The following is a 17,612-nucleotide window of genomic DNA, read 5'->3' on the forward strand; positions in this document are numbered from 1 at the left end:
TGCGGCTTTTGCCACAATGCAGGCATCGCCACCCGGATGCCCATGACCGCCACGCCCCCCCTCATCCCCCCGACCATCGGCAAGTACCGCATCGAGCGCGAGCTCGGGCGCGGCGCCAGCGGCATCGTGTACCTGGGGCTCGACGGGTTCCGTGGCAAGCGCGTGGCCATCAAGCAGATGCACGCGCATCTGCTCTCGCAGCCTGACCAGGCCGAGCGCTACCGCCGCCTGCTGCGCAACGAGGCCGCCATGTCCGGCCGGCTCAAGCACCCGCACATCGTGCGCCTGCTCGACGCCGACGAGGACGCCGCCCAGCCCTACCTGGTGCTCGAATACGTGGACGGCCAGCCCCTGGCGGCCCATGCCCGGGCCGATGCGCTGCTGCCCGTGCCCCAGGTGCTGGACATCGCCTTCAAATGCTGCAACGCGCTCGAATACGCCTACCGCGAAGGCCTGGTGCACCGCGACATCAAGCCCGCCAACCTGATGCTGGCCGCCAATGGCGACGTCAAGCTCACCGACTTTGGGGCCGCGCTGTCGCTGCGCAGCGATGCCACGCAGCTCTCGGGCATGGTGGGTTCGCCCTCCTACATGTCGCCCGAGCAGGTGCGCGAGGAAGACCTCACGCACCACAGCGACATGTTCTCGCTGGCCATCGTGGTGTACGAGCTGCTCACGGGCCGCCGTCCCTTCGACGGCGAGACCGATTTCGCCACGCTCTACAAGATCAGCCACGAAGACCCCACGCCGCCGAGCCTGCTGCGCGTATCGCTGCCCGGGCATGTGGACGCCGTGCTGCTGCGCGCCCTGTCCAAGAAGCCGGCGGACCGTTTTGCCACCTGGGGCGATTTCGCCCAGGCCCTGCTCGACGCCCACCGCGACCTGCCGCGCCAGCGCTCGCAGGACACCGAGGCCGAGCGCTTCGGCCGCCTGCGCGAGCTGCCCTTCTTCGCCGACTTCCACGACGTGGCACTGTGGGAGCTGATGCGCCTGGGCAACTGGCGCCGGCTGGAGCGCGGCACCGTGCTCATGCGCGAAGGCCAGCCCGGCGACTCGTTCTGCATCCTCATCGAAGGCCAGGTGGGCGTGAGCCGCCAGGGCTGGACGCTGAGCACCCTGGGCCCGGGCGTGACCCTGGGCGAGATGACCTACCTGCGCCCCGACAACCGCATCCGCACGGCCACGGCCGTGGCCGAGACCGAGGTGCTGGTGCTCAAGATCCGCAACCCCGCGCTGCGCGAGGCCTCCGAGGACCTGCAGTCGCGCTTCGACAAGGCCTTCATCAAGCTGCTGGTAGGCCGGCTGATCGCGGCCAACGAGCAGATCGCCGAATGGGACATGGTCGCCGGCCAGGTGTTCACGCCGGACGACGAGCAGGGCTGACCGCTTCCAGCGCCTGCAGCACATGCCGCAGCCGCGCGCCAAAGGCCGCGGCCAGCAGCGCACTGAGCAGGGCCACGGCACTCCACCCGCCCCAGGCACCCCAGCCCAGCGCCGGGATGCGGGCGCCCAGCGAATCGAAGGACAGCCAGGCGGCCAGCGGCAGGAACAGCAGCAGCGAGCCCACCGTGTTGGCGGCGCTGGCCCAGCGCACATCGCCCAGGCCGCGCAGCGCAAAGGCGCTGCCCAGGTTGACGGCATCGAGCACCTGGTAGGCGGCCACCAGACCGATCAGTGAGGTGGCCAGTGCCAGCGCAGCCTGGCTACCGGGGCCCGTATCACCCGACGTGCCCGACAGCCAGGCCAGCAGATTGGGGCCGGCCAGGGCCATGGCAGCGCCCACCAGCGCCATCCAGCCCGCCATCAGCCACAGGCTGGTACGCACCAGGGGCCCGACCTGCTGCGGCTGGCAGGCCCCCACGGCGTGGCCTACCAGGGTGGCGCTGCCCGTGGCCAGCCCCAGCGCGGGCCAGAAGGCCAGGCCGGTGAGCGACAGCAGCAGCAGGGTGGCCGCCCCCTCGGCCGGGCCGATGCGCGACATCATGAGCTGGAACACCGCCATCGCCAGCACATCGGCAGCCGCCGCAACACCGATGGGCAGGCCGGTACGCCACAGCTCCACCGTGCGGGCCGCCAGAGCGGTGAAAGACACACTCCACCCCTCGCGCGCCAGCAGGCCCAGCCCCACCGCCACACCGACCAGGTTGGCCAGGGTGGACGCGTGGGCCGAGCCTGCGAGGCCCAGGCCTGCGTCGAAGATCAGCCACTGGTTGAGCGGCACATTGGCCGCGGCTGCTGCAAGGTTGGCCCCCAGCCCGGCCAGTGTGCGGCCCTGGCCCGCGAGGTAGCTCGACACCGCGAACAGCAGCACCACCGACACCCCGCCCGCCATGCGCGGCTGCCAGTACTGCACGGCCTGCGCTGTGGACTCGGCGGGCAGCTGCCACAGCGCAAACAGCCCCGGCCCGGCCCAGGCCAGTGCCAGAAAGCAGGGCAGGGTGAAGGCGGCGGCGAGCAGGGCTGCGGGCAGCCAGGCCCGTGCCGCCTGTGCCTGGCCCGCGCCCACGGCCTGGGCCACGGGCACCTGCACGGCAAAGGCCACCCCGCCCAGGCCCACGAACACCGCCAGGTTCAGAAAGCTCTGCGCGCCCAGCCCGGCCAGGGCCTCGGCCGAGATGCGCGCGGCAAACCAGGTATCGGTCAGCCCGATCACGGCCTGCAGCGAGTAGGTGGCAATCAGCGGCCAGGAGATGGCCAGCAGGGCACGCACGGGGCGGGTGGCATGGGTGGCCATGGCCATCAGCCCGCCATGTACGGATCCCAGAAACCCTCGGCCGGCTCGGCCTGCTCCACGATGTCCAGCACCAGGCCCGACGGGTCGCGTACCTGGAAGCGCACCTGCCCCCAGGGCTCGTGCTGCACGGCGTAGGCGATCTCCACGCCGGCTGCGCGCAGCCGGGCCTCTTCGCGACGTGCATCGTCCACCTGCAGGGTGAGCAGCAGGCCCTGGCCGCTGAAGACCTCGGGGCCGGGCGGGCGCGAGGGGTGGTCGGGCGCCATGAAGGCGATGGACGCCGCGCCGCCCTCGGTGCTGTTGCGCGACAGCAGCACGAACCACGAAGCTTCGAAGACCACCTCGAAACCCAGGTGCTGCACGAAGAAGTCGCGCGAGGCCTGCACGGTGGCGGTGGTGACCAGGGGGTAGGCGCTGGTCAGTTGGGAAAGGGCGGCGGGGGAGGGTGTTGGCATGGAGGGCTCCTGTTGCATCCGTGGTTGCTCGGGTACATACTGTCTGTATGTTCAACAAAATATAGATACATACAGTCTGTATGTCAATAGGAAAATCCATTTCCGCTTCCGCTGCGGGCAACCGCCGCCTGGAGCAGGGCGCCCAGTCGCGCACCAAACTCATTGCAGCGGCGCGCGCGCTGTTCGAGCAAGACGGCTATGCCGCCACCTCCACCGAGGCGCTGCTGGTGGCGACGGGCCTCACGCGCGGCGCGCTGTACCACCACTTCCGCGACAAGAAAGACCTGTTCGTCGCGGTCTGCGAGGCCGTGCATGCCGAACTCAGCGCCGCCATCGACGCAGCGGCCGATGCGCAGGCCTCGCTGCCTGACCAGTTGCTGGCCGGTGCGCTGGCCTGGATCGATGCCGTCTCGCACCCCGGCCCGCGCCAGGTGCTGCTGATCGACGGGCCCTCGGTGCTGGGCGCCCAGGCCTGGGCCGAACTGGATGGGCGCCATGGCTACCAGCAGCTGCACGCCGTGGTGGCCGAGATCCTGGCGCCCGCGGGCCTGCCGGCGCTGGAGGTCGATGCCTGTGCCTCGGCCTTGAATGGCGCCATCAACGAGCTGGCGCGCTGGCTGGCGCGCCACCCGGCAGATGCGCACCCCGGTGCACGCGCGGCGGCCATCGCCGCGCTGCAGCGGGTGTGTGCGAGCGTGTTGCCGGGCGCCTGAGCCGGGCTATCCGCCGGCCTGGGCCCTGAGCCCGGCGATCAGCTCTTGCAGCGGCATGGCCTTGGCGAACAGCCAGCCTTGCGCATGGCGCACGCCGCGCTCGCGCAGGAAGTCGGCCTGGAACTGCGTTTCCACGCCCTCGGCGATCAGGTCCAGCCCCAGTTTGTGCGCCATCTCGATGATGTGCGTGGTGACCGGGCTGATGGCCGCCTGCGCGCCGATGCTGGCGATGAAGATGCGGTCGATCTTGAGCGTGTCGATGTCGATGGATTCGAGCATGGACAGGCTCGAATAGCCGGTGCCGAAGTCGTCCATGGCGATCGACGCGCCGATCTGCCGGCCGGCCTGCAGTGCGGGGCGTGCGGCTTCGGTGTCCACCAGGCCGCGCTCGGTCACCTCCAGCATCAGCGCGCCCGGCGGCAGGTCCTGGGCCTCGAAGCGCTGGCGCAGGTACTGCACCGGCCCGTCGGCCACCAGGTCCTGGGTGGAGAGGTTCAGGCTGATGTGAAAGCCCGGGCAGGCCTTGAGCACCTCGGGCAGGTCTGCGAGCACGCGGTCCATCAGGTAGCGGGTCAGGTGGGCGACCACGCCCGTGCGCTCCGCCTCGGCAATGAACTCGTCCGGCGGCACCAGCGTGCCATTGCTGCGGCGCCAGCGCATGAGGGCCTCGGCACCCGTCCAGCGGCCGGTCTGCAGGTCCACGATGGGCTGGTAGAGCACGAAGAACTCGCGCCGCCGCAGCGCTGCGCGCAGGCGCGACTGTGCCGACAGCTGCCATCGCGTGAGCGCCGCCACGCCCAGCGCCAGGGTGGCGCTGGCCAGCAGGCCCAGCGGGGCCAGCACCAGGGCCTGGCGCGCCAGGCCTTCGTAGGCCATGGCCTTGGGGGCGGCGGCCAGGGCGACGACGTTGTTGTTTGGAGAGCTGCGAAAGACGATGTGGTGGGTGCCGCTCTCCACCTGGTTGTGGCCGGGGGCCTGGTAGTGGTCGAGCCAGGCCTCCTGCAGCGGGCCGCGGGTGCGGATCAGCGCCTTGGGCGTGATGATGGCCAGGCCCAGCGCGACATCGGCATGCAGCACCGGCATGTCGATCACGATGCCGGGGTGGATGATCACCGCATGGCCATTGCGCGCGTAGATGTGAAAGGGCTGCTCGGGGGCAAAGGGCAGCCGCGCCCCGATCCAGCTGGAGATGCCCGACGAGGTCACCATGGGCTTGCCCGCCAGGGGCACCGGAGCGCTGCCCAGCGTAAGCGTGCTGCAGACCAGCGTGCCGTCGACCACCGCGCCCATGCCCTGCAGGTAGAACGAGGTGCCCACCATCTGCTGCATGCGCGCCATGCTGGCCTGACTGCACGGCGGGCTGGGGTCCTTGTCCAGCTCGTCCAGGGCCGCCACCAGTTGCTGGCGCGAGGCGATGCCCCGGCGCAGTACCTCGTCGGCCAGCGAGGTCAGGTAGGCGAGCTGATCGTCCCGCGCCTTGCGCTGCGCCAGGTAGAGCGAGGCCGCCATGGGAATCAACGCCGCCAGCAGGAGGGGGACCGAGGCAACGACGTAGAAGCGTTTCATGGATGCGGCGGTGGGGGCAGGGGCCTTGCGATGAGGGTCGATGCTGGCGTGTTTTGGGGTAGTGGGCAACCGGCCGTACCCTGCCACCGGATGGGTCTCAGTGTCTCGGATCGGCCTCTCCCTCCGATCTGAATGTTACTACTTGTTAATGGGTTGGCCTGCTCCATGCCATCCGAGACTTACCCGCACGCCGGGGTGGGCGCCGCGGTCAGCGCAGCGATCGAGGGCATGCAGAAATCCGCCACATCCGCACAGCCGCCGCAGGCCGTGACCCAGCAGGTTGCCATCCCCAGCGCCTTGGCTGGAGCAATGTCCCGCTCCAGGCTGTCGCCGATGAACAGTACCTCCTGAGGCGGCAAGTCCAGCATGCCCAGCGCTTGCAGGAGCAACCGGGGAGAGGGCTTGATGGACCGCTGGTCCGAAGAGAACACCTGGCATTCCAGCACGGACGCGACCCGCGACCGGCGCAGTTCGGGCTGCCAATGGTGGGAGGGCGCCCAGAGGTTGCTCACCACCCCCAGCCGGTGGGATCGGGCCAGCGTGAGGAGCACCTGGGCTGCCCATTGCGGGACCACGCCCACCTCGTGCCTTGCAATGACAAGTTCCAGAAGCTGTATCTCGTGCCTGGACGGTGTGCTGTGCCTGGCGATCATCTCTCGCAGGGACGGGAAGTCGTCGACAAGAGCAGGGTTGGCGTAGTCGGCAAGAAAGCCCGCCACGGCTGCGCCAACGCCATGCGCAACAGCCTCTGCCGATAGCGCAGTACCGCCCACAGCGCGGTAGGTGGCATGGAAGTCTTCGCCGGGCCCCAGGCGGTCGCCGCCAAACATGAACGTTTCATTCATGTCGAACAACAGGGCCTTGTAACGATGGAGAGGGGAAACCATGAAGGCGATGGTGCCTGATCCGTGCCACGGGTGGCTCGCAAAGGCGGGCTGCACCGGGCTGCGCGCTTTCCCTGGTGCGCCCGCCACAAAACCCCCTCACTGGACAATGCGAATGAGAATGCATATCATTTTAATTGCCTGAGTACGCTACATCCGTCCACCGCAAAAGGCTCCCACCAGGAGCATTGCCATGGACCTGCGCCACGCATCCAGCCTTTCGACCACGCCTGCCGCCCGGGACGCCCTGGCGCCCGAGCCCGCCACGTTGGCGCATTGGGAGCGCACGCTGCAGCGCGCCAATGCGGCGCTGCACATGGACCAGCCCGTGATGGCACTGGCCTACCAGCAGCAGGCCCTGGTGCTGGCGCTGCGCATCGTGCAGGCACCGCCCGCCGGCCGTGAAGACGACTGCATTGCCGCGCTGGTGGTCTCGCACCTGAACCTGGCCGACCTGCAGGCCGAGGCGGGCGCGCTGGAATCTTCGGTGCAACTGCTGTGCAGCGTGCACGCCACGCTGCTGGGCCTGATGGCCGATGGCAGCCAGGGCAGCGCGTTGCAGCAGGCCGCCTGGCGCCACAGTCGCGAAACCCATGCCGCGCTGCTGCGCCATGTGCAGGCGCATGGCACGCATCCCGACACCACCGCCGTGCTGGCCGCTGCTTTCGGCGTGCTGCAGGGCGCCGCCCACTGAGCTGCCCACCATTTCCCCACCCCTGAAAGGAACCCATGCCCTATTCGCTGCCCGCCTTGCCCTATGCCTACGACGCGCTGGAACCCCACATCGATGCCCGCACGATGGAGATCCACCACACCAAGCACCACCAGACCTACATCAACAACCTGAACGCCGCGCTCGAAGGCACGCCCCACGCCGGCCTGCCCATCGATGAGCTGGTGGCGGGGCTCGTGCAACTGCCCGAGAACCTGCAGGGCCCCGTGCGCAACAACGGCGGCGGCCATGCCAACCACACGCTGTTCTGGACCGTGATGTCCCCCACGGGCGGCGGCGAGCCGCAGGGCGCGCTGGCCGAGGCGATCAAGACCGAACTGGGCGGCTTCGATGCCTTCAAGGAAGCCTTCACCAAGGCCGCGCTCACGCGCTTTGGCAGTGGCTGGGCCTGGCTGTCAGTGACCAGCGCCGGCAAGCTGGTGGTGGAAAGCTCGGGCAACCAGGACAGCCCGCTCATGGCCGGCCTGCTCTCGGGCAACACCCCCATCCTGGGCCTGGACGTGTGGGAACACGCCTACTACCTGCAGTACCAAAACCGACGCCCCGAGTACATCGCGGCGTTCTATAACGTGGTGGATTGGGCCGAGGTGGCCCGCCGCTACGCTGCCGCGCGCGGCTGAATCAGCCTGCCTCGCTCGATCTCTTTCGGAGCCGACACCATGCCCGTTCACCCGCCGTCCCCCGACAACGCCGCGCTGCCTGCCGGCCATGCCCCCGCTGCCCGCCAGCCCCTGCATTGGCGCCAGTGGCTGGGCCTGGCCATCGTGCTGACCGGCGGTGTGGTCGGCACGCTGCAGATCTGGCAGTGGATTGCACAGCAGCCGGTGGTGCTGTCGGCGCTGCTGGGCGGCAGTGTGGCGGCGCTGGCCACCGCGCTGGGCACGCTGCCGGTGATGCTCTCGCAGCGCATCTCCGAGCGCACGCAGGACACCATGTTCGGCTTTGGCGCGGGCGTGATGCTGGCGGCCTGCTCGTTCTCGCTCATCATCCCGGGCATCAATGCCTCGCGCGCCGCCGGGGCCGGGGCCTGGGAGGCGGGCGGCACCATGGGCGCGGCCATCCTGCTCGGGGCCCTGGTGCTGCTGCTCATGGAGCGCCTGCTGCCGCACGAGCACTTCATCAAGGGCGTGGAGGGCGGGCAGGCTTCGCGCACGCTGCGCCGCACCTGGCTGTTCGTGTTTGCCATCGCGTTGCACAACCTGCCCGAGGGCCTGGCCATCGGCGTGGGCTATGCGAGCGGCGACACCATGCGCGCAGGCGCCCTGGCCACGGGCATCGCCATCCAGGACGTGCCCGAGGGCCTGGTGGTGGCCGTGGCCTTGCTGGCCGCGGGCTACAAGCGCTGGCTGGCCGTGGGCCTGGGCATGGCCTCGGGCCTGGTCGAGCCGCTGGGTGCCGTGCTGGGCGCGGCCGTGGTGAGCTATTCGGCGGCCTTGCTGCCCTGGGGCCTGGGCTTTGCGGCCGGCGCCATGCTGTTCGTGATCAGCCACGAGATCATCCCCGAATCGCACCGCAAGGGGCACGAATCCTGGGCCACCGGCGGGCTGATGCTGGGCTTTGTGATCATGATGGTGCTGGACACGGCGCTGGGCTGATTGCGCGCCTGGCCTCACCGCAGGCCACGGCAGTGCAAGCTGCCGTGGCCTTTGTGCATTCAGGGCAGGGCCTCGTAGGCTGCCTTGAGCGCCGGGCCCAGGGCCTGCAGCGGGGTCGGGGTCGTGTTGCCGGCGTTGCGGCCTTCCACCGTGCGCACCCGCCCCTCGTTGAGCGCGCGGGCCATTTCGGCCAGCAAATCGGCCAGGTCGGGCGCAATGCCGGCCTGGGCCATGCCCTGGGCGGCGGATTCGTAGGGGAGCTGCTGGTAGGCCAGTGCGGGCTGGCCGATCACCCCGCCCACCAAGGTGGCGAGCTGGTTGTGGCTCAGGTCCCCGGGCCCCAGCAGCTCGCGCACGCGGTGGCCGGTCCAGCCGCGCTGGTCCAGGGCCGCGGTGGCGGCATCGGCGATATCGCGCGTGGCGATCATGGGGATGGGCAGGTCGGGCGCAAAGGCATCGGCCAGGCTGCCGCCGTACTTCACGCCGGGCAGCAGGTTGAACAGGCCCTCGAAGAACATGGCTGGGCGCAGCTTGAGCACATGGCTGTGCTGCAAGGCGGCCAGGCGCTGTTCCTGCTCGTGCAGGCTGACCAGCACGCCCGTGCCCGTGGGCTGCTCGGCCCCCAGGCTGCTCAGCGCCACCACATGCGGCACGCGCGCCGCCTGCAGCGCCGACACGATGGCCTGGCCCTGGGTGCGCTGCAGCGCCATGAAGCCCGGGGCCGTGGGGTCGAAGGGCATCATGGCGTAGACCGCGTCGGCGCCGCCGAAGGCGCGTTCGAGGTAGGCCGCATCGGCGCAATTGCCCACATGCAGCTGCGCGCCTTGTTGCCTGAGGGATTCGAGGCGCTCGGCAGAGCGGCCCATGGCGCGCACGCGGTGGCCCAGCGCGAGGAGGTTGCGGGCAATCACGCTGCCCGTGTGGCCGGTGGCACCCATCACTGCGATTTCAGACATCTGGAACTCCAAGAGGTTGGTGGAACAAGAAAACAGGCGTCCAGTGTCTCGGCGCAAGGCCGGCATGCCAATGATGATTCGAAGGTGTTTTTTGATTATTCGTCCAGACCGTATTAGGATGCGCGCATGGACATCCAGGTTGAAGCCGCCTCTGCCTCCTCCGATCCGCTGGGCCGGGCCTTGCACCTCCTGCGCATGACGGGGGTGATCTACTCCTATTCCTACTTGCACCCGCCCCTGGGCATTGCGCTGCCGCCACTGCCAGGTTGCTTCATGTTCCATGCCGTCACGGCGGGTGAATGCTGGCTGCGCGTGCCGGGGGCCGAGCCCGTGCTGCTGCGCGCGGGCGATTTCGCGCTGGTGCCGCGTGGCGAGGGGCATGACCTGCTGTCCACCGCCACTTCGCGCGCCGATGATTTCTTCGACCTGCCGCGTGTGCAGTTGGGCGGGCGCTTCGAGATCCTGCGCCATGGCGAGGGCAGCGCGCCGGTCTCCATGGTCTGCGGCGCCGTGCGTTTTGACGACGTGCTGGCCCGCCGCCTGGTGCATGCGCTGCCGCGCCAGATCGTGCTGGGCGGGCAGTCGCTGGGCCCATCGAACTGGCTCGCGCCCATCCTGGCCCTGCTGCAGGAAGAGGTGCAGCACCTGCGCCCCGGCGGCGAGGCTGTGGCCACACGCCTGGCCGATGTGCTGGTGCTGCAGGCCATCCGCACCTGGCTGCAGAACGACCCGGGTGCCCGCACCGGCTGGCTGGGCGCCCTGCAGGACGCCCAGCTCGGCCCGGCCCTGGTGCTCATGCACGAGCAGCCCGGCACGCCCTGGACCCTGGCCTCGCTGGCCAGCGCCGTGGCCATGTCGCGCTCGGCCTTTGCCGCGCGCTTCGCGGCATCGGTGGGCATGCCAGTGATGCAGTACCTGACCCTGTGGCGCATGGCCCTGGCCCAGTCGCGCCTGCAGGAAGGCCAGGTGCGCCTGGCCGAACTGGCCGACAGCCTGGGCTACCAGTCGGAGGCAGCATTCAGCCGGGCCTACAAGCGCTGGTCGGGGCGCTCGCCGGGGAGTGAGCGGAGGGTGGAGCCTGCAGCAGCCCTGGCTTAGCCAAAGAACCAATAGCAGACCGCAATGGCCGCGATGACCCCGGCCAGCTCCGCCAGCAGCGCACACGCCACCGCATGCCGTGCCCGCTGGATGCCCACCGCCCCAAAGTACACCGCCAGCACATAGAAGGTGGTCTCGGTGCTGCCCTGGATGATGGCGGCCGCGCGCGCGGCAAAGCTGTCCACACCCTGGGTCTGCATGGTCTCGATCAGCATGGCGCGGGCGGCGCTGCCCGAGAAGGGTTTCACAAGGGCGGTGGGCAAGGCGTCCACGAAGCGCGTGTCGGCACCCATGACTTCCACGCACCAGCGGATGGCGTCGAGCACATAGCCCAGCGCGCCCGAGGCGCGGAACACGCCCACGGCGCAGAGCATGGCCACCAGGTAGGGCAGCAGGCCCTTGGCCACGTCGAAGCCCTCGCGCGCGCCTTCGATGAAGGCTTCGTACACAGCCACCTTGCGCAGCGCGCCCAGCACCACGAACAGCACGATCAGCGAGAACAGCACGAGGTTGCCCAGCAGCGAGGACAGGCTGGCCAGGGCCGCCGCGCTCAGCGTGGCCAGCAGCGCCATGAAGCCGCCCAGCACCAGCGCCACGGGCAGCAGGTAGGCCAGCACCACGGGGTGCCACAGCGGCAGCCTCTGCACTACGGCCACGGCCAGCAGGCCCACCAGGGTGGAGGCGGACGTGGCCAGCAGGATGGGCAAAAAGACCAGGGTCGGGTCTGGCGCGCCCTGCTGCATGCGGTACATGAAGATGGTGACGGGCAGCAGCGTGAGCGAGGACGCATTGAGCACCAGGAACAGGATCTGCGCGTTGGTGGCGGTGTCGGGCCGGGGGTTGAGCTCCTGCAGCGAGCGCATGGCTTTCAGGCCCATGGGCGTGGCCGCGTTGTCCAGCCCCAGGGCGTTGGCGGCAAAGTTCAGCGTGATGAGGCCCAGCGAGGGGTGGCCGCGCGGCACCTCGGGCATGAGCTTGGCGAACAGCGGTGCCAGCCAGCGGGCCAGGGCGTCGACGATGCCGGCCTTCTCTGCTATGCGCAGAAAGCCCAGCCACAGCGTGAGCGTGCCGAACAGCAGCACCATGACCTCGACCGAGAGCTTGGCCATGGCGAACAGCGCCTCGACCATGCTGCCGAAGATCTGCGCATTGCCCGCCAGCAGCCATTGGGCCAGGGCAGCCATGGCGCCAACGACGAAAAAACCCAGCCACAGGGTATTGAGCATCCGGTCCCCAGGAGATCGTGAACAGGTTCCAAGGTTACCGTGGGCAAGAGGCCATCGGCCGGGGTGGTGTGGGCGATTTGCACGGGTTCCCTCGGGCCGCACGATCTGGTAGCGTGCGTGGCCATGGCGCTCCCCACCACCGAACCCTTCATCGCTGCCGCAGAGGCCCACCTGGGGGTGGCCTTGCCGGGCTGGTTGCGGGCACGGCTGCTGCTGGCCAATGGCGGCAACCTGGAGGCCGAAGGGGAGTACTGGGAGTTGTTTTCGGTGCTGGATACGACCGATCGCAGGCGCATCACCCGCTCCGCCACCAACATCCCCGGTGAAACGGCCGCTGCGCGGGAGTGGGTGGGGTTTCCGCCCCAGGCGATTGCCATTGCCAGCAATGGCGGCGGCGACTACCTGATCCTCATGCCTGATGGGCAGACGCCTCCCCAACTGTGCGAGGCGCCTTTCATCTGGCTGCATGGCGTGGACGAGCCACCCGTGCAGATCGCCATTCCTGCCCCCTGACGGCACCAGGCCTTGGCGACAGTGGTAATCTATAGGGTTCGGCTGGAGACGGCGCTGCTGCGTTTTTGCAACGCTTGCATGCCTGGATTTCCGGCCTGACAGGGCGCCCGCTGGGGCGCCCGACCAATCAAAACTCACCGAGGAAGAGGTCCGACATGGGCGCGCAGTGGAAAGCAAAAGGCAAGGCACAGGTGGCAGACGCCAAGGGCAAGCTGTTTGGCAAGCTGGTCAAGGAAATCACGGTCGCCGCGCGCGGCGGTGCCGACCCGGCCAGCAATGCACGCCTGCGCCTGGTGGTGGAGCAGGCCCGCAAGGTCTCCATGCCCAAGGACACGCTGGAGCGCGCCATCAAGAAGGGCTCGGGCACCGGCGCCGACGCCGTCAACTACGAACGCGTGATCTATGAAGGCTTCGCACCCCACCAGGTGGCGGTGATGGTCGAATGCCTGACCGACAACGTGAACCGCACCGCGCCCGAGATGCGCGTGCTGTTCCGCAAGGGCCAACTGGGCACGTCGGGCTCGGTGGCCTGGGACTTCAACCACGTGGGCATCATCGAAGCCGAGCCCGCCAATGGCGATGCCGACCCCGAACTGGCCGCCATCGAGGCCGGCGCGCAGGACTTCGAGGCCGGCGAGGAAGAGGGCAACACCACCTTCTGGACCGAGCCGACCGACCTGGACCTGGTGAGCCGCGCGCTGCCCACCCATGGCTTCACCGTGCTGTCGGCCAAGCTGGGCTACAAGCCCAAGAACCCGGTGAACCCGGCCAACCTGTCGGCCGAGCAGCTCGAAGAGGTGGAGAGCTTCCTGGCCGCCATCGATGGCAACGACGACGTGCAGAACGTGTACGTGAGCCTGGCCGGCTGAATAGACCCCCAAGGCCGCGTCGCGGCCGGGCACTGCCTGGCCGTCATCGCAGCCTTTTCATTCCATCCATGACCGCAGACCACTACGCCGCCCTCGGGCTGGCGGCCAACGCAACGCTCGCCGACATCAAGAAGGCCTACCGCCAGAAGGCGGCCTTCTACCACCCGGACCGCAACGCCGCGCCCGATGCGGCGCAGCGCTTCCAGGCCGTGCAGAAGGCCTACGACGTGCTGTCCGACGACACGGCCCGCCAGGCCTACGACGACAACCGCCGGCGCAACCTGCTGGACGACCCGCTGCAGACGGCCCAGGAAATCTGGCGCACCTATACCCAAGGCATTCTTCCTTCGTGAAACTCTCTCCCTATTTCCATGACCTGCGCTCGGCCTACCAGGCCGAACTCGATGACCTGACCCAGGATTCCGAAGGCAAGGACGTGCTGCGCAAGCGGCTGGCCGAGAAGCGCAAGGAGATCGCCTTCCTCGTGCAGATGATGGAGCTGGCGCCCGAAATGGTGGCCGTGGTGTTCCACCAGGGCTTCCGCTTCGCGCGCCCCATGGCGCTGGAGCAACTGCTGGGCCGCGGCGTGGACGACCTGCCCGGCTGGAGCAGCCTGTCTGCCGACGGTGCCGTGGTGCTGGAGCCCTGGGCGGCCAGCCTGGCCAAGGCCGTGCTCGCAGAGCCTGGTGGCGAGCGCTTTCTGGCCGTTGCCGCGGGGCTCGAATTCATGCAGGCGCATTCGCGCCTGGCGCCCGTGGCATCGCATGCAGAAGCCGAAGAGGACGATGGCGACGAAGATGCACCCGAGCACGACGACGACTACGATGCCTTGAGTGCCGACGACGCGGCCGATCCGCACAACGCGCGTTCGCGCGAAGAAGCCAGCGACAACTGGCTGTCCGACGTAGGCTTTGACCGCAAGGACTGACCATGAGCAGCAACAACCACCTGGCCCTCATCACCAAGACCACGGCCCTGATCGCGGCCGGTGACATCGTGGGCGCCGAATCGGCTTTGTCCGAGCTGGCCGACACCGATGGCGACAATGCCCTGCTGGTCGTGCTCGACCAGCTCGCGCCCAAGGACATCCTGGCCGTGATGCGCGAGTACGACGACTCCAAGGCCTCGGTGGTCAACATGCTGGTCACGCCCGAGCAGTTCGCGCGCGCCATGGTGCTGGAAAAGCAGTACAAGGACCTCACCCACACGCACCTGCGCAACATGGTCAATGCCGTGGTGTTTCGCGACGATGCGGACCCGGTGGAGTTCCTCACCGCCATTGGCGACCTGGAAGGTGGCAGCGAAGCCATGGCCAACTACTTCGCCGAGAAGTGGAGCCGTGTGGAGGCCTTTGCCCGCACCGGCAGCTTCGATGCGGTGGAGGACTACGGCCCCACGTTGACCGATGACGAGCTGCTGGCCTCGGGCTATGTGCAGCCGCGCGTGGACCTGGACGAGGTGGCCGACCGCGACTGGATGCAGATGGCCTGGTTGCTGCGCTACGAGTGCCGCGACCTGTTCATCGAAACCCTGCTGGTGTTGCGCGCCAAGGCCCGTGCCTTTGACCTGGGCCTGGAAGAGGACGACGGCGTGCCGGCCGAGGAGGACGACGGCAAGTTCGAGACCAGCGAGACGGACCGGGGCAAGGCCACGCCGGTAGCCCGGGACTCGGACGAAGAGTCGGCGATCTAGATGACAACCCCCTGTGGCGCTTCGCGCCTTCCCCCTTCTCTCGAATTGCTGCGCAATTCGGGAAGGGGGACGCCGCCGGCGCGGCGGGGCGGCCCTTGCGCGGCGGCCCTGGCCTCGTCCGCGCCAGTTTCACGGGCTGTCTCCGGTCCGTGGCGCAGTGGAAAACAGAAATGACTGCATCCGACAAGCCTTTTGCTGCCGACCCACCGGCTGCCAACGCCCTGCAACTGCATGACGCGCGCCCCTTCTTCGAGAAGGCGCTGGCCCATGGTGTGGCGCACGGCATCATTGATGCTGCAAAGCTGGCCACGATGAACACCGACGCCCCCAAGGGCATGGTGCAGATCGCGCGCTATTTCGGCAGCGAATTTTTGCGGCCCGAGCTGGAGAGGGCCCGCGACCGCATGGTCAACCTGATCAGCCTGTACCTGCTGGAGAGCACGGGCGGTGACCTGCACGAGGCGGCCATTTCGCTGCGCGACAACTCCTTTCTGTCGCGCTCCAAGGGTGGCTCGGACATGCTCAAGCGCCTGATCGCCATGCCCGAGAGCAGCAACTTCGGCATGGGCGGGTATGCCGATGCCGAGACACCGCTCTTGGCCGTGTGGTCGCTGCGCAGCCATGCGGAGTACCAGGCCGAGCTGGCGCGGCGCACGCAGATTGCCGCGGCCATCGAGGCTGCGCGCTGGCTGGCCGAGGCATACGACCTGGACGAGGACGCCCTGGAAGAAGTGGGCGCCGATGCCGAGGCCGTCATCCGCGCGGGCCTGCTGCTGCAGGCCCTGGCGCCCAAGGCGGCCGACTGGCCCAACGCCGTGGTCTTCGAGAAGATCGTGGCGGCCCACCGCAAGAAGCAGACGGCGGCGGGTGCGCTCAAGGTGTCTCTGCCTTCCGGTCTGCCTGCCGGCCTGAAGGCGGCGGTGGAGGCCCAGCGCGCCACGGTGCTGGCCGACCTGCCCAGGTTGCTCGATGCCGCCACGCCGCTGCGCAACCTGCTGCGGCCCACCAGCGGCTTCCGAGCGCGCTACTTCCTGCTCGACGACCCGCTGGCCGAGGTGGACGACTACCACCGCAGCCTGGCCGACCTGGACGAAGACGGCGCCGACGACCCGCAGCCCGCCAGCAAGACCTGGGCGAAGGCCGTGCAGGGCAATGAGGACGAGCCCAGCCTGCTGACCCTGTTCCTGTGCCTGGCCACAGGCACGCCCAAGAAAACGGTGCTGACCGAAAAGACCGCCGCCAGCCTGGTGCGCAAGCTGCGCAAGAGCGGCTGGCAGCCCGCGCTGGCCACGGACTTCATCCGCGCCCACGCGGCCGGCGTGCGCCAGGCCGACTATGTGGAGCTGTGGAACAGTTTCGTGCAGGAGTCGCAGGCCACGCTGCAAAGCGACATGGACTACCAGATGCACGACGCCCTGGCGCTGCTGCGCCGGGAGTGCCACGTGGCCGCTTGAGGGTCTGGGGGGGCAGGTTTTCGCGCTGACCCTGGCGTACCGGACGGTCTTGGAACAGGTTCTCGCATTGCGGTCCATTTCACGAGGGGGTTTGCATGGCATCGGTCTGTGGTGATTGCGGCAAAGTGCACGGTGAGATATCGCGCTATTTCATGTGGCGCATACCCCAGCTAGGGATGGATGCTGCCGCGAAGCTGGTAGCCGAGGGCGACTACATGTGCCGTGTCGGCAACACGCGGTACTTCATCAGCTGCGAGCTGGCGCTGGCGTTCACCGACGGCGATGAAAAGCCGCTGGGCTTCATTGGCTGGGTCGAAGTGTCGGCTGCGGCCTATGCGGCGTACCAGCACTACCGGGCTGCGGAAGAAACGCTGCCCCCCATGGAGGCATGGATGGACGGACGGCTTGCGAACCCCATTCCGGGTGTGGACGATTCGCTGGGGACGGCGGTGCGCTTCGAAGTCGTCTGTGGTGACCCCACGCCTTACATCACCTGGGTGCAGCCTGGCACCGCACTCGCGGCTCGGGTGCAGGAGGGGGCCACCGTGGCGTTCTGGCACAAGGCCGCGGGTTTGGCCTAGGGTCTTGAGCTCAGGCACTGCGCCGCAGCGAGACGGTCATCCAGGGCTCCCAACCCTGGCTGCCGTCAGCCTGCAGTGACCAGGTGCCCGACATTTCGGTTTCGTCGCCATTGAACGCGCCGCGAAAGCGCACCTCCTCGCCGTCGAAGGCCACGGCCTTGCCATCCACCACCGCGCGCAGGGTGTCCTCCTTGCCGGTGTCGTCGAATGAACGCAGGGTGTAGTGCCCACCCTTGCCTTCCGAATCGTCGGCACCGATGACCTCGATGCCCTGGGAGCGACCTTCTGGCATGGCTGCGTCCCAGCGGTGCAGCAGGAAATGGCGGCCCGGCAGCCATTCGTAGATGTCTGTAGCGGTGTAGGGCGCCGACGTGGCGACCACCGTGCCGGTGGTGTGCCAGGTGCCCACGAAAGGGGCGAGGGCTTGGAGGGCGGGGGGAATCGGATCGATGGGCATGCGCAGACGTCCTTTCGCAGGCCTGTAGACCTGCTTGTAGCATCTTGCCCTCGCCTGGCCGGGCTGCTGTAAGCAAGCGTTGTGGG

20 protein-coding genes are annotated in these 17,612 nt (G+C 68.6%); 13 read left to right on the forward strand and 7 right to left on the reverse strand.

Annotation, left to right across the window (positions count from 1 at the left end; genetic code table 11):
• The first annotated feature begins 42 nt into the window (after positions 1-42).
• On the forward strand, positions 43-1,383 hold the full coding sequence (locus HNP48_RS04705) for a protein kinase domain-containing protein (protein WP_184855732.1): 1,341 nt from the start codon (positions 43-45) through the stop codon (positions 1,381-1,383).
• On the opposite strand, the gene HNP48_RS04710 is transcribed toward HNP48_RS04705, so the two are convergent.
• Complete coding sequence (locus HNP48_RS04710; RefSeq protein WP_184855733.1) at positions 1,358-2,740, reverse strand: MATE family efflux transporter; 1,383 nt, start codon at positions 2,738-2,740, stop codon at positions 1,358-1,360. The two genes, HNP48_RS04705 and HNP48_RS04710, sit on opposite strands and share 26 nt — an antisense overlap.
• Positions 2,740-3,189 carry a VOC family protein gene (locus HNP48_RS04715; protein ID WP_184855735.1) on the reverse strand — a complete coding sequence of 150 codons (450 nt, stop codon included), beginning with the start codon at positions 3,187-3,189 and terminating at the stop codon, positions 2,740-2,742. The genes HNP48_RS04710 and HNP48_RS04715 overlap by 1 nt, the downstream gene beginning before the upstream one ends.
• 80 nt (positions 3,190-3,269) lie before the next feature.
• Here HNP48_RS04715 and HNP48_RS04720 point away from each other — a divergent pair, with 80 nt between their 5' ends.
• Positions 3,270-3,902 (forward strand): TetR/AcrR family transcriptional regulator, encoded by a 633-nt coding sequence (locus HNP48_RS04720; RefSeq protein ID WP_184855736.1) that lies wholly within the window; start codon positions 3,270-3,272, stop codon positions 3,900-3,902.
• 6 nt (positions 3,903-3,908) lie between these two features.
• Here HNP48_RS04720 and HNP48_RS04725 read toward each other — a convergent pair whose 3' ends face one another.
• Positions 3,909-5,468: an EAL domain-containing protein gene (locus tag HNP48_RS04725; RefSeq protein ID WP_184855737.1), complete on the reverse strand. Its 1,560-nt coding sequence runs from the start codon at positions 5,466-5,468 to the stop codon at positions 3,909-3,911.
• 179 nt (positions 5,469-5,647) lie between these two features.
• Positions 5,648-6,355 carry an HAD family hydrolase gene (locus tag HNP48_RS04730; RefSeq protein ID WP_221480097.1) on the reverse strand — a complete coding sequence of 236 codons (708 nt, stop codon included), beginning with the start codon at positions 6,353-6,355 and terminating at the stop codon, positions 5,648-5,650.
• Between the two features lie 190 nt (positions 6,356-6,545).
• Between HNP48_RS04730 and HNP48_RS04735 the strand changes: the two genes are divergently transcribed.
• From HNP48_RS04735 to HNP48_RS04745, 3 genes are read left to right on the forward strand one after another with little or no spacing between them, the layout of a single operon-like run.
• Complete coding sequence (locus HNP48_RS04735; protein ID WP_184855738.1) at positions 6,546-7,046, forward strand: hypothetical protein; 501 nt, start codon at positions 6,546-6,548, stop codon at positions 7,044-7,046.
• 35 nt (positions 7,047-7,081) lie between these two features.
• Positions 7,082-7,705 carry a superoxide dismutase gene (locus HNP48_RS04740; RefSeq protein WP_184855739.1) on the forward strand — a complete coding sequence of 208 codons (624 nt, stop codon included), beginning with the start codon at positions 7,082-7,084 and terminating at the stop codon, positions 7,703-7,705.
• A gap of 39 nt (positions 7,706-7,744) precedes the next feature.
• Positions 7,745-8,680 (forward strand): ZIP family metal transporter, encoded by a 936-nt coding sequence (locus HNP48_RS04745; RefSeq protein WP_260420093.1) that lies wholly within the window; start codon positions 7,745-7,747, stop codon positions 8,678-8,680.
• Between the two features lie 59 nt (positions 8,681-8,739).
• Here the strand turns inward: HNP48_RS04745 and HNP48_RS04750 are convergent, their stop codons facing one another.
• On the reverse strand, positions 8,740-9,636 hold the full coding sequence (locus HNP48_RS04750; protein WP_184855740.1) for an NmrA family NAD(P)-binding protein: 897 nt from the start codon (positions 9,634-9,636) through the stop codon (positions 8,740-8,742).
• Positions 9,637-9,762: 126 nt separating this feature from the next.
• On the opposite strand from HNP48_RS04750, the gene HNP48_RS04755 reads away from it, so the two are divergent.
• The gene (locus tag HNP48_RS04755; RefSeq protein WP_184855742.1) at positions 9,763-10,734 is read left to right on the forward strand and encodes an AraC family transcriptional regulator; all 972 of its coding nucleotides are present in this window, start codon (positions 9,763-9,765) and stop codon (positions 10,732-10,734) included.
• Here the strand turns inward: HNP48_RS04755 and HNP48_RS04760 are convergent.
• Positions 10,731-11,960, reverse strand: a complete 1,230-nt coding sequence (locus HNP48_RS04760; RefSeq protein ID WP_184855743.1) for a nucleoside recognition domain-containing protein — start codon at positions 11,958-11,960, stop codon at positions 10,731-10,733. The two genes, HNP48_RS04755 and HNP48_RS04760, sit on opposite strands and share 4 nt — an antisense overlap.
• Before the next feature lie 123 nt (positions 11,961-12,083).
• On the opposite strand from HNP48_RS04760, the gene HNP48_RS04765 reads away from it, so the two are divergent.
• From HNP48_RS04765 to HNP48_RS04795, 7 genes are all read left to right on the forward strand, one after another.
• On the forward strand, positions 12,084-12,473 hold the full coding sequence (locus HNP48_RS04765) for an SMI1/KNR4 family protein (RefSeq protein WP_184855744.1): 390 nt from the start codon (positions 12,084-12,086) through the stop codon (positions 12,471-12,473).
• A 155-nt stretch (positions 12,474-12,628) separates the two neighbouring features.
• Positions 12,629-13,342, forward strand: a complete 714-nt coding sequence (locus tag HNP48_RS04770; RefSeq protein ID WP_184855745.1) for a YebC/PmpR family DNA-binding transcriptional regulator — start codon at positions 12,629-12,631, stop codon at positions 13,340-13,342.
• 68 nt (positions 13,343-13,410) lie between these two features.
• The gene (locus HNP48_RS04775) at positions 13,411-13,695 is read left to right on the forward strand and encodes a DnaJ domain-containing protein (protein WP_184855746.1); all 285 of its coding nucleotides are present in this window, start codon (positions 13,411-13,413) and stop codon (positions 13,693-13,695) included.
• On the forward strand, positions 13,692-14,270 hold the full coding sequence (locus HNP48_RS04780) for a hypothetical protein (RefSeq protein WP_184855748.1): 579 nt from the start codon (positions 13,692-13,694) through the stop codon (positions 14,268-14,270). The genes HNP48_RS04775 and HNP48_RS04780 overlap by 4 nt, the downstream gene beginning before the upstream one ends.
• 2 nt (positions 14,271-14,272) lie before the next feature.
• Positions 14,273-15,034, forward strand: a complete 762-nt coding sequence (locus HNP48_RS04785) for a hypothetical protein (protein WP_184855749.1) — start codon at positions 14,273-14,275, stop codon at positions 15,032-15,034.
• A gap of 170 nt (positions 15,035-15,204) precedes the next feature.
• Entirely contained in the window at positions 15,205-16,488 is a 1,284-nt protein-coding gene (locus HNP48_RS04790; RefSeq protein WP_184855751.1) for a hypothetical protein, read from the forward strand.
• A gap of 95 nt (positions 16,489-16,583) precedes the next feature.
• Complete coding sequence (locus HNP48_RS04795; protein ID WP_184855752.1) at positions 16,584-17,069, forward strand: DUF2199 domain-containing protein; 486 nt, start codon at positions 16,584-16,586, stop codon at positions 17,067-17,069.
• Positions 17,070-17,079: 10 nt separating this feature from the next.
• Here the strand turns inward: HNP48_RS04795 and HNP48_RS04800 are convergent, their stop codons facing one another.
• Positions 17,080-17,526: a hypothetical protein gene (locus HNP48_RS04800; RefSeq protein ID WP_184855753.1), complete on the reverse strand. Its 447-nt coding sequence runs from the start codon at positions 17,524-17,526 to the stop codon at positions 17,080-17,082.
• Positions 17,527-17,612: the final 86 nt, after the last annotated feature.

Origin of the sequence: Acidovorax soli, assembly GCF_014207955.1 — a bacterium.
GTDB lineage: Bacteria > Pseudomonadota > Gammaproteobacteria > Burkholderiales > Burkholderiaceae_C > Acidovorax > Acidovorax soli_A.

Bases quoted from the DNA above. Each gene is read 5' to 3' on its own strand.
- HNP48_RS04705 (WP_184855732.1), top strand. From the start codon at position 43: ATGACCGCCACGCCCCCCCTCATCCCCCCGACCATCGGCAAGTACCGC.
- HNP48_RS04710 (WP_184855733.1), bottom strand. From the start codon at position 2,740: ATGGCCATGGCCACCCATGCCACCCGCCCCGTGCGTGCCCTGCTGGCC.
- HNP48_RS04715 (WP_184855735.1), bottom strand. From the start codon at position 3,189: ATGCCAACACCCTCCCCCGCCGCCCTTTCCCAACTGACCAGCGCCTAC.
- HNP48_RS04720 (WP_184855736.1), top strand. From the start codon at position 3,270: ATGTCAATAGGAAAATCCATTTCCGCTTCCGCTGCGGGCAACCGCCGC.
- HNP48_RS04725 (WP_184855737.1), bottom strand. From the start codon at position 5,468: ATGAAACGCTTCTACGTCGTTGCCTCGGTCCCCCTCCTGCTGGCGGCG.
- HNP48_RS04730 (WP_221480097.1), bottom strand. From the start codon at position 6,355: ATGGTTTCCCCTCTCCATCGTTACAAGGCCCTGTTGTTCGACATGAAT.
- HNP48_RS04735 (WP_184855738.1), top strand. From the start codon at position 6,546: ATGGACCTGCGCCACGCATCCAGCCTTTCGACCACGCCTGCCGCCCGG.
- HNP48_RS04740 (WP_184855739.1), top strand. From the start codon at position 7,082: ATGCCCTATTCGCTGCCCGCCTTGCCCTATGCCTACGACGCGCTGGAA.
- HNP48_RS04745 (WP_260420093.1), top strand. From the start codon at position 7,745: ATGCCCGTTCACCCGCCGTCCCCCGACAACGCCGCGCTGCCTGCCGGC.
- HNP48_RS04750 (WP_184855740.1), bottom strand. From the start codon at position 9,636: ATGTCTGAAATCGCAGTGATGGGTGCCACCGGCCACACGGGCAGCGTG.
- HNP48_RS04755 (WP_184855742.1), top strand. From the start codon at position 9,763: ATGGACATCCAGGTTGAAGCCGCCTCTGCCTCCTCCGATCCGCTGGGC.
- HNP48_RS04760 (WP_184855743.1), bottom strand. From the start codon at position 11,960: ATGCTCAATACCCTGTGGCTGGGTTTTTTCGTCGTTGGCGCCATGGCT.
- HNP48_RS04765 (WP_184855744.1), top strand. From the start codon at position 12,084: ATGGCGCTCCCCACCACCGAACCCTTCATCGCTGCCGCAGAGGCCCAC.
- HNP48_RS04770 (WP_184855745.1), top strand. From the start codon at position 12,629: ATGGGCGCGCAGTGGAAAGCAAAAGGCAAGGCACAGGTGGCAGACGCC.
- HNP48_RS04775 (WP_184855746.1), top strand. From the start codon at position 13,411: ATGACCGCAGACCACTACGCCGCCCTCGGGCTGGCGGCCAACGCAACG.
- HNP48_RS04785 (WP_184855749.1), top strand. From the start codon at position 14,273: ATGAGCAGCAACAACCACCTGGCCCTCATCACCAAGACCACGGCCCTG.
- HNP48_RS04790 (WP_184855751.1), top strand. From the start codon at position 15,205: ATGACTGCATCCGACAAGCCTTTTGCTGCCGACCCACCGGCTGCCAAC.
- HNP48_RS04795 (WP_184855752.1), top strand. From the start codon at position 16,584: ATGGCATCGGTCTGTGGTGATTGCGGCAAAGTGCACGGTGAGATATCG.
- HNP48_RS04800 (WP_184855753.1), bottom strand. From the start codon at position 17,526: ATGCCCATCGATCCGATTCCCCCCGCCCTCCAAGCCCTCGCCCCTTTC.